Raw genomic sequence first — 9,774 nt, forward strand, 5'->3', positions numbered from 1 at the left:
TCGTGTCGGACCTTTTCCCGCCCCCGGGCCGGACCTCAGCCGACCGGGCGGGTGCGCCCCTCTTCGATGGCGATCCTGCGGTCGGCGGCCGCGGCCACCGAAGGCTCGTGGGTGACGATGACGACCGCCGTGCCCCGGGTGCGGGCCTGCGCCAGCAGCTGCTCGATGATCTGATCGCTCGTGGTGCCGTCCAGGGCGCCCGTGGGCTCGTCGGCGAGCACCATGGCGGGTTCCATGCTCAGCGCCCGCGCCAGCGCCACACGCTGCTGCTCACCGCCGGAGAGCTGGTGCGGACGGGACGTGATCCGGTCCTGCAGGCCCACCGACTCCAGGAGGCGGCGGCCGTGCGCGCGGCGCCGGGACGCCGGCACCCCGCCGAGCACCATCGGCACGCACACGTTGGCCAGCGCCGTTCGCCGCTCCAGCAGGTGGAAGGTCTGGAAGACGAACCCGATTCCGGCGTTGCGCAGCCGGGCCCGGCCGCCCTCGCCCAGACGGGTCACGTCGACGCCGTCGAAGACGTGCTCGCCCCCGTCGGCGGCGTCCAGCAGTCCGATCATGTTCAGCAGCGTGGACTTTCCGGAGCCGGAGCGGCCCACGATCGCCACCACCTCGCCGCGCCCGACCTCCAGCGAGCAGTCCGTGAGCACAGGCAGGTGCCGGCCGTCGACGGTGAAGGACTTGTGCAGGCCGCCGACGCGCAGCAGCGGCTCTGCGCCCCGCATCAGTAGCCCTCCGTCCCGGCCCCGGCGTCCGCGTCGTCGCCGGCCCCGGGCACGTCGAAGTCGTCGTCCAGCGGAACGGGGTCCATGACCTGCTCGCCCTCCTCCAGGCCCGAGGTGACCTCGATCACCTCGCCGTCGGTGATGCCGAGTTCGACGTCGCGGACCTCCTCGGCGCCGCCGTCGCCCACCACCGTGACCTGTCCGGCCTCGGTGCCGCCGCGCACCGCGGTGACCGGAACCAGCAGCGCCCCGGTGGACGAGCCGGTGGTGACCGAGACCTTGCCGGTGACCCCGGAGAAGACCTCCATGTCGTCGGGGACCCGGCAGGTGAGCTGGGCGGTGGCGTCCCCGCCGCCGGAGTCGGCCCCCGGCACGCCCATCCCGGGCATGCCGCCGTCCTCCTCCGCGGAGCCACCGGAGCCCCCGGTGTCGGAGGAGGCGTCCTTCTCGCCGAGCGCCATCAGATCGCACTGCTCGGCGGGCGGCCCCTTGTCGATCTTGAGGGTGATCTCCTCGGGGTCGTCGTAGAAGCGGTACAGGTCGTTGGGCGGGATCTCCGCCACGGCCCGGTAGCGGCCCCCGCTGATCGAGGCGACGGCGGCCCCGGGCTCCACCGGGTCGCCTTCGGCCAGGCCGTCCAGGTCCGCCACCTTCCCGGAGACGGGGGCGGTGAGCTTCACCTCCCGGGTCTGCGGGACCGTGTCCCCGGCGTCCTCCCCTCCGGCGTCCTGCCCGCCCGTGGCGGGGGCGCCGTCCTGGACGCGCACGGTCGCGACGGGGGCGCCCTGGTCCACCTCCTGGCCGTCGCCGACCCACACCCGGGTCACGGTCCCCCCGCGCTTGGACACGACCTCCTTGGCCGGGTCCTCCCGCACGACGGCGTCCAGCACCAGGGTGTCGGTGATGTCACCGACCTCGACCGGCACCGCGGAGGACTCCTGGGCGGGCCCGCCGCCGGGGCCCGCGGGTTCGGCGGCGGACCCGCCGCGGCCCCACACGACCCAGGCCGTGCCCGCGCCGCCGACCAGCACGACGGCCGCCGCGGCGGCGATGATCCATTTCCTCACGTGATCCGCTCCTCTTCACGCGGCCGTTCGCCCGGCCGCTCCTTCGGCCCGCCTGTCGGTGTCCGGACCTCGGGGGTGTTCCTCGGATCGGGCCCTAGTCGCGCAGTCCGGCGACGACGGAGGTGCGCAGCGCCCGCCAGGCGGGGATGACGCCGGCCAGCAGGCCCACACCGGCCGCGCTGCCCAGGCCCACGAGCACGCCGGAGACCGGGACGGTCACCACCACGCCGTCCGGTAGGAGGTCGGCCAGCAGCAGGTGGGCGGCGCCGGCCCCGCCGTAGCACAGCGCCAGCGCGATCACCCCGGCCACCAGGGCCACCACCACGGCCTCGGCGACCACCACCACGAACATGGACAGCCGGTCGGCGCCCAGCGCGCGGTAGACCGCCAGCTCGCGCCGGCGCTCGCGGACCGTCACCAGGCCCACGTTGAGTACCCCGAGCAGGCCCGTGGTGAGCGTGATCGCCGCGATCCCCAACAGGCCCAGCGACAGGTAGCCGAGGACCTCGCCGATCTGCTCGGCGTCGTCCATCCGGTAGACGTGGACGGCGTTCGGGTCGGCGTCGGGCGCCCAGCGCCAGGCCGATCCGATCAAGCGCTCCTTGAAGGCCTCCGGGTCGGCCCCCTCGGACGGGACCCGCACCGAGTACTCCAGGCCGCCCCCCATGCCGGCGGCGCCTTCGGTCCCCTCGGGGAAGGCGATCTCCTGCGAGGCGGGGGCGTTGAGCAGGTAGGCGGTGCCGCCCTCGCCCGTCATGCCGTCCATCGCCGTGGCCTCCACGACCCCGACCACCCGCACGTCCTGCCAGGTGCGGCTGCCGATCTGGAGGCCCTCGAACCCGTCGGAGGACTCCAGCCGGTCGGCCAGCGTGTCGGTGACCACCAGTACGGGGGCCAGTGATTCGGTGTCGCCTTCGGTGAACCAGCGGCCCTGGGTGAGGTTCATCCGGCGGATGTCCTCCAGGCCCGGTTCGGCGACGGTGAAACCGACCTCCGCGATCTCCCGGTCGCCCTGGCGCATCCGGATGTCGCTCTCGGTCCTGAAGTCCAATGAGACGGCCTGGCCGCCGGCGCGCAGCAGATCCTCCTTGAGCGCCCCGGTGTCCTCGACCGAGGGGAGGGAGACGGCGTAGGTCGCCGCCACGCCCCAGTTGGCCTCGGAGTAGGCCACCGCGTACCGCTCGCCGACGTGCCCGGCGGTGACCACGGTGATCAAGGCGCCGATACCGACGACGATGCCGGCGCAGGACAGGATGGTCCGCGAGACGTTGGCCCGGGAACCGGCGAAGGCCAGGACGAGGCCCGAGGTGATGGAGCGCAGCAAGCCGACGGCCCTTTCCTCGGCGGGGTCGGGGGACGGGGAGGGCCCGATGGGGCCTGAGGACATCATCGCGGCCGAAGGGAAGAGCGGTTCCCCGTGATGCGGGGGATTTCGGACACGGCGGGAGCCGCGGAGTCGGGTTTCAGGGTGATTGTGAGCGACTTCTGGAATGTCCGCCTTGACGGAGCGGAGCGGCCCGGAGCCGGAAGGTGCGCCCACCCGAACTGCGCCGACGCCGGACATGAGCGGACGGAGGCGCGGCGGTGTCCGCCGTCCGCGCCGTCGTCGAGGCAGGCCCCGGATGGCCGGATCCGGTCGCAGGGGGCCGGGTGTCCGCGATCACGCCGGGTCCTCCGGGGGCGGCGCCCGTGCGTGTGGCGCCGGTGCGGGAACCACCGCCACCGACAGCCGGTCCCGATCCCCGTCGCCCGCTCGCAGGGCGGGCAGGGCGAAGGGGCCCCGCGGTACCGCCGGACGGTTCCTCGTCGGGCGTTCGGAAGCCGCGGGGGAGCCGCCTCGGGGCCGGAGCCCGTCCTGCGATTCCGTGCGAGACCACCGCGTCACACCGCTCGGCGCAGCCCCTTCGCCGTGGGCCTCTTCGCAGCGGGCCCATCGCTGGAAGGCCCGGGGCGCCCCCTACGTGATCCGGAACCCGTCGCAGGAGATGAACGCGCCGTCGTCGGCGGAGGACCAGACCACGGTGTAGGTGCCCTTGCCCGGTCCGGTGTCCGGGGCGGAGGCGGCGAAGTCGCCGGGGAACTCCAGTTCGGCCCAGCCGTGGCCGTCGGCCCGGGCCTCGGCGGTGCCCGCGGGGCCGTCCGGCCCCGTCACCTCGGCGCGCACCGTGAGGTCGGAACCGCCGGAGGCGTCGCGCAGCCCGATCGCGGCCGGCGCCTCGGACACCTTCCGGCGCGGGGCCGAGGTCTCCCATTCGCCGGGCACCGCCGTGACCGCCCGCGGCTCGCATGCGGCGGCCTTGGGGGCGAACCGCATCTGCGAGGGGGCGGGCTCGGGGGAGGCCGAGGCCTGGGCGGCCTGCTCGGCGGCGATCCGGGCCTCCAGCTCGGCGGTGTCAGGGCCGGAGCCGGTCCCGCCGCACGCCGGGGCGGCCGCCAGGCACGCGGCGACCAGTGCGGCCGCGGCGGCGGGCCGGGGCGGCAGGGGGAAACGGCGGGAGCACCGGGACCGGCGGGGTCGTCGGGTGGCGCGGTGGTCTACGGGCACGACCGAAGAATACTACGGAGCGTTGTCGACTGTGCTCGAAGAGTGGGAGATGGGGGCGGCGGGACCGCCTCCCGGAGCCGCGTCCGGAGAGCACCGGCCCCGGCCCCGAAGGGCCCAGAGCCGGGGTCCATGAGCGGCGGGACCGCCGCCCGCCTACCACCGCCGGGACGATGCGGCGTCCTTCATCGCCCTCCGCGGCGCCGGCCGCGCACGTGTCCGCCACTCCCTCGGGAGGCTCCGGCCCCGGGCGCTTCCCCGATCCCCGGTCGCACGTCCGCCCGACCGGCGGGGGGGCCCNCCCGGGCGCTTCCCCGATCCCCGGTCGCACGTCCGCCCGACCGGCGGGAGGCCCGCGAAGTCGACGCGTGCGCGCCGGGCCTCGCGAGGCCTCCGGGCGGGCGCTCAGACCGGGCGGACCGGGGTGGGGCCTCCGTTCAGCCAGGTCAGGACGCGGTCGTGCAAGGCGCCGTTGGTGCACACCAGGGCGCCCCCGTCGGTGAAGGTCTGGCCGCGCAGGTCGGTGGCGCGGCCCCCGGCCTCCTCCAGCAGGACCGGCAGCGGCGCGGCGTCCCACAGCGACAGCTCCGGTTCCGCGGCGACGTCCACCGCGCCCTCGGCCACCATCACGTGCGACCAGAAGTCGCCGTAGGCGCGAGTCCGCCACACCGAGCGGGTCAGGCCCAGGAACGCCTCCAGGCGCCCCTGCTGCTCCCACTCGTCCATGTCGGAGAAGGACAGCGAGGCGTCCTCCAGCTCGGCGACCTTCGACACCCAGCAGCGGGTGGCCTTGGTCAGGCTGCGTCCGCTCCAGGTGCCGCCGCCGGGCGTGGCCCACCACCGGCGGAACAGGGCCGGCGCCGAGACCAGGCCCACGACCGGGCGGTCGTGCTCCAGCAGCGCGATCATGGTGGCCCACACGGGCACGCCGCGGACGTAGTTCTTGGTGCCGTCGATGGGGTCGATCACCCACACGCGGTGGCTGTTGCCGGTCTTGCCGTACTCCTCGCCCACCACGGCGTCGCGGGGGCGCGCGCGGGACAGGACGCTGCGCACCGTCTCCTCCACCGCGCGGTCGGCCTCGGTCACGGGGGTCAGGTCCGGCTTGGTCTCCACCCGCAGGTCCAGCGAGCGGAAGTGCTGTAGGGAGATGTCGTCGGCCGCGTCCGCCAGGACGTGGGCCAGACGCAGATCATCGTCAAAGGACGCCATGGCCGGTAACGCTACCGTCCCCGGTGCGCCCCACGGCAGTCCGGCACCCCCGCGTGACCGGATCGTGGCGCGGATCGGCCGGGGCGGGCGAGAGCGCCCCGGCGGGCCCACGACCTGGGCCCCTGAGCGGCGGGCGGCGGGATGGCACCATGGCCCTATGGCCACCGAAGCATCCTCCGCCGCCGCTCCTTCGCCCGCGGACGCCCCGCGCCCGGGCGACGTCCGGGAGCGGCTGCTCGACTCCGCCTACGCCGCCGTGGTCGCGGGGGGCTGGTCGCGCATGCGGATGGCCGACATCGCGGCCGGCGCGGGGGTCTCCCGGCAGACGCTCTACAACGAGTTCGGCACCAAGGAGGGGCTGCTGCAGGCGGTGGTCATCCGGGAGGCCGACCGCTTCCTGGACCGCACCGAGGCGATCGTCTCCGGCCACCCGGGGGACGCGGCCGAGGCAGTGCGCGAGGCGGCGCTGTGGACGCTGCGCGCCTCGGCCGAGAACCCGCTGGTGCGGGCGGTGATCACCGGTGAGGAGGAGCTGCTTCCGGTGCTGACCACCCGCTCGCGCCCCCTGCACCTGGCCCTGCAGGAGCGGATGAACGCCTACCTGCGCCGCCACCACCCGCGGCTGGGGGAGCGGGGCGAGGTTCTGGTGGAGGTCTCGGTCCGGCTGATGGTCTCCTACGTCCTGGCGCCGACCGACCCCGAGCGGGCGGCCTCCCGGGTCGAGGCGGTCGCCCGGGCTCTGACCGGACCGGTGCGCGAGAACGCCTGAAGCGCCCCCTCGGCGGGCGGCCCCGCGCGGTCGCGGACGGCTCCGGGAGCGGGGGAGGCCGGAAGACGCGGAACGCCCTCTCCCCGGGGCGGTCGGGGCGCCCGGGCGGTGCGGCGGATTCCCTTTTCTCCTCTTCGCCATGAGACTGGCAGTGTGAGTGGAACGACGAGCGGGGCGGCGGCCCGGGCCGCGGCGCCCGCACTCCTCTTCGACCTCGACGGGACGCTGATCGACAGCGTCTACCAGCACGTCATCGCCTGGCGGAACGCCCTGGCCGAGGCCGGTATCGACCTGGCCGTGTGGCGGATCCACCGGCGCATCGGGATGAGCGGCGGGCTGTTCGTCAACGCCCTGGTGCGCGAGACCGGGCGCAAGCTCACCGCCGAGCAGGTCGAGGCGATCCAGCGGGCGCACGCCGAGGAGTACCTCAAGCAGCGGGCCTCGGTGGTGCCGCTGCCCGGCGCCGTGGAGCTGCTGCGCACCCTGACCGGCCGGGGCATCCCCTGGGCGATCGCCACCAGCGGGCAGCGCCGTACCGCCGGCCACGCCCTGGAGCTGCTCGGGCTGCCCGAGGACACCCTCATGGTCACCCGCGACCAGGTGCGGTTCGCCAAGCCCGACCCGGACCTGTTCCTGGCCGCCGCCGGCCGGCTGGGCGCCGACCCGCGCCAGACCATGGTCGTCGGCGACAGCGTGTGGGACCTGCTGGCGGCCCGCCGCGCCGGGGCGCTCGGGGTGGGGCTGCTCTCCGGCGGGTACGGCCGCGACGAGCTGGAGCGCACCGGGGCCTACCGGGTCTACACCGACCCGGCCGACCTGCTGGACCGGCTCGACGAGCTGGGCGTGCGCTCGGGGGACGACGCGGGGGACGACCCGGTGTGACCGGCGGCGGAGGGCGGCCGGAGAACCGGGTGACGGCCCGGGCGGCCTCTGCTTGCATGGGGGCCATGTCCGACCCTGACGCGCTCCGCCTGCTGGGACTGCTCAGCGCCCCCGACCGGCTCCGCGCGCTCTCGGCGCTGGTGCTGGGGGCGGCCACCGGCGAGGAGGTCGCCGCCCGGACGGGCATGACGGGCAAGGAGGCGCTCCAGGCGCTGGAGCGGCTGGAGCGCGGGGGCGTCGCCGTGCGCGAGGAGGGGCGGTGGCGGCCCCGGCCGGAGACCCTGCGCGAGGCGGTGTCCCGGGCGTCGGCGGCCCGCGCCGAGGAGCCGGTCCCGGAGGGGACCGGGGCGGAGGAGGCCGCGGTGCTGCGCTCGTTCCTGCGCGAGGGGCGCATCACGGCGCTCCCGGTGCAGCGGTCCAAGCGGCTGGTCGTCCTCGACCACGTCGCCCGCGCCTTCGAGCCCGGGGTGCGCTACCGCGAGCCCGAGGTCAACGCGGTCCTGCGCGCGTTCCACTCCGACCACGCCGCACTGCGCCGGGCCCTGGTCGACGAGGGGTTCCTGGACCGCGACAGCACCCGCTACTGGCGCTGCGGCGGCACCGTGGACCTGTGAGGCGCACGGCGGCCCGTCCGGGCCCCTCTCACGAGGGCCTGCGGTTCCTGGCCTCGTGGGCCGGGGCGGAGTCCGGTGCGAAGAGTCAGGAGCGGCCGGCCGCCGACCGGTGACCGGAGCCTCCGGGGCTCAGGCGGTCTCTTCGCCCGTGCGGCTGGCGAGCAGGCGGCGCAGGGAGGCGACCCGGGTCGGGGCCAGCCTCCCGTCGGACGCCCACGCGTCCAGGGCGCAGCCCTCGGCGTCGGCGGTGTGCGGGCAGCCCGGCGGGCACTCGGCGACGGCCTCCTCCAGGTCCGGGAAGCCCGCCACCACGTCGTCGGGGTCGATGTGCGCCAGGCCGAAGCTGCGCACCCCCGGGGTGTCGATGATCCAGCCGCCCCGGTAGGGCAGCGCCACGGCCGACGTGGAGGTGTGCCGCCCACGGCCGGTCACCGGGTTGACGTGCCCCACCGCCCGCGCGGCCTCCGGGACCAGCCGGTTGACCAGCGTCGACTTGCCCACCCCGGAGGAGCCCACGAGCACGCTGGTCCGGTCGGCCAGCAGCTCCTCCAGCTCCGCCGTGTCGCCGTCGTGGTCGGTGACCACGTGGCGCAGGTCCAGCGAGGCGTACTCCTCCAGCAGGGTGTCCGGGCGGGCCAGGTCGGCCTTGGTCAGGCACAGCACCGGGTCGAGGCCGGCGTCGTAGGCGGCGACCAGGCAGCGGTCGATCAGCCGCGGCTGCGGGTCGGGGTCGGCGAGCGCGCACACGATGACGAGCCGGTCGGCGTTGGCGACGATCACCCGCTCCACCGGATCGGTGTCGTCGGCGGTGCGGCGCAGCACCGAGGCGCGGCCCTCCACCCGCACGATGCGGGCCAGGGTGTCGGGGGTGCCGGTCAGGTCGCCCACCAGCGCCACCCGGTCGCCCACCACGATGCTGCCGCGGCCCAGCTCCCGGGCCTTCATCGCGGTGACCTCGCGGCCCTCGACCAGGCAGCGGTAGCGGCCCCGGTCCACGGCGGTGACCATCCCGGTACTGGCGTCCTCGTGCTTGGGGCGCTTGCGGGTGCGGGGGCGCGATCCCCCGCGCGCGCGAACGCGGACGTCGTCCTCGTCCAGGTGGCGACCGCCGCCCCTCACGCCAGGACCTCCGCCCACAGCCCGGGGAAGTCGGGCAGGGTCTTGCCGGTGGTGGCGATGTCCTCCACCTCCACACCGGGGACGGCCAGGCCGATGACGGCGCCTGAGGTGGCCATGCGGTGGTCCTCGTAGCTGTGGAACAGCCCGCCGTGCAGCGGCCGGGGGCGGACGACCAGCCCGTCGGGCAGCTCCTCGGCGTCCCCGCCCAGGCGGTTGACCTCGCGCACCAGGGCGGCGATCCGGTCGGTCTCGTGGCGGCGCAGGTGGGCGATGCCGGTCAGCCGGGAGGGGGAGTCGGCCAGCGCGGCCACCGCGGCGACGGTGGGGGTGAGCTCGCCGACGGCGCGCAGGTCGGCGGTGATGCCGTGCACCGCGCCGGTGCCGCGGAACTCCAGGCCCGCCTCGGTGAAGGCCGCCTCGCCGCCCATCCGGGTGAACATCTCGCGCAGCGCGTCGCCGGGCTGGGTGGTGCTGCGGGGCCAGTCCCGCACGGTGACGCGCCCGCCGGTGACCAGGGCCGCGGCCAGGAACGGGGCGGCGTTGGACAGGTCGGGCTCGACGGTGACGGCGGTGGTGCTGATCGTGCCGGGGGCGACCGTCCACACGTCGGGCTCGGAGGTGTCGACCGGGACGCCGGCCTCGCGCAGCATCTCCACCGTCATGTCCAGGTGGGGCTGGGAGGGCACGGGCGGCCCGGAGTGGCGCACCTGCACGCCCTCCTTGAACCGGGCGCCGCTGAGCAGAAGGGCGGAGATGAACTGGGAGGAGCCGGAGGCGTCCAGCTCCACCCGGCCGCCGCGCAGCGCGCCGGTGCCGCGCACGGTCATCGGCAGGGGGGGGGCGG

10 protein-coding genes are annotated in these 9,774 nt (G+C 75.7%); 3 read left to right on the plus strand and 7 right to left on the minus strand.

The window, feature by feature from the left end:
• Positions 1 to 35: 35 nt before the first annotated feature.
• From D450_RS0117185 to hisN, 5 genes are all read right to left on the minus strand, one after another.
• Positions 36 to 725, minus strand: a complete 690-nt coding sequence (locus tag D450_RS0117185) for an ABC transporter ATP-binding protein (RefSeq protein ID WP_017539890.1) — start codon at positions 723 to 725, stop codon at positions 36 to 38.
• On the minus strand, positions 725 to 1,792 hold the full coding sequence (locus D450_RS0117190; RefSeq protein ID WP_017539891.1) for an HlyD family efflux transporter periplasmic adaptor subunit: 1,068 nt from the start codon (positions 1,790 to 1,792) through the stop codon (positions 725 to 727). Before D450_RS0117190 ends, D450_RS0117185 begins: the two co-directional genes overlap by 1 nt.
• Positions 1,793 to 1,886: 94 nt before the next feature.
• Positions 1,887 to 3,116, minus strand: coding sequence for an ABC transporter permease (locus D450_RS0117195; RefSeq protein WP_017539892.1), 1,230 nt, complete (start codon positions 3,114 to 3,116; stop codon positions 1,887 to 1,889).
• A gap of 633 nt (positions 3,117 to 3,749) precedes the next feature.
• Positions 3,750 to 4,337 (minus strand): hypothetical protein, encoded by a 588-nt coding sequence (locus D450_RS0117200; RefSeq protein WP_241483195.1) that lies wholly within the window; start codon positions 4,335 to 4,337, stop codon positions 3,750 to 3,752.
• A 402-nt stretch (positions 4,338 to 4,739) separates the two neighbouring features.
• Positions 4,740 to 5,546, minus strand: a complete 807-nt coding sequence (gene hisN, locus D450_RS0117205; protein WP_017539893.1) for a histidinol-phosphatase — start codon at positions 5,544 to 5,546, stop codon at positions 4,740 to 4,742.
• A 157-nt stretch (positions 5,547 to 5,703) separates the two neighbouring features.
• On the opposite strand from hisN, the gene D450_RS0117210 reads away from it, so the two are divergent.
• The 3 genes from D450_RS0117210 to D450_RS0117220 all read left to right on the plus strand — a co-directional run bounded on the left by D450_RS0117210 (position 5,704) and on the right by D450_RS0117220 (position 7,811).
• On the plus strand, positions 5,704 to 6,315 hold the full coding sequence (locus tag D450_RS0117210) for a TetR/AcrR family transcriptional regulator (RefSeq protein ID WP_017539894.1): 612 nt from the start codon (positions 5,704 to 5,706) through the stop codon (positions 6,313 to 6,315).
• Between the two features lie 153 nt (positions 6,316 to 6,468).
• Positions 6,469 to 7,197 carry an HAD family hydrolase gene (locus D450_RS0117215; RefSeq protein ID WP_017539895.1) on the plus strand — a complete coding sequence of 243 codons (729 nt, stop codon included), beginning with the start codon at positions 6,469 to 6,471 and terminating at the stop codon, positions 7,195 to 7,197.
• A gap of 65 nt (positions 7,198 to 7,262) precedes the next feature.
• The gene (locus tag D450_RS0117220; protein ID WP_394296828.1) at positions 7,263 to 7,811 is read left to right on the plus strand and encodes a DUF2087 domain-containing protein; all 549 of its coding nucleotides are present in this window, start codon (positions 7,263 to 7,265) and stop codon (positions 7,809 to 7,811) included.
• Positions 7,812 to 7,940: 129 nt separating this feature from the next.
• Here D450_RS0117220 and rsgA read toward each other — a convergent pair whose 3' ends face one another.
• Both rsgA and D450_RS0117230 read right to left on the minus strand, forming a co-directional pair.
• Positions 7,941 to 8,930 (minus strand): ribosome small subunit-dependent GTPase A, encoded by a 990-nt coding sequence (rsgA, locus tag D450_RS0117225; RefSeq protein WP_017539897.1) that lies wholly within the window; start codon positions 8,928 to 8,930, stop codon positions 7,941 to 7,943.
• A partial coding sequence (locus D450_RS0117230) for a 3-phosphoshikimate 1-carboxyvinyltransferase (protein ID WP_026128612.1) occupies positions 8,927 to 9,774 on the minus strand: 848 nt, incomplete at its 5' end. The genes D450_RS0117230 and rsgA, both read right to left, overlap by 4 nt.

Origin of the sequence: Nocardiopsis halophila DSM 44494, from assembly GCF_000341245.1 — a bacterium.
In the GTDB taxonomy this organism is placed as follows: domain Bacteria; phylum Actinomycetota; class Actinomycetes; order Streptosporangiales; family Streptosporangiaceae; genus Nocardiopsis_A; species Nocardiopsis_A halophila.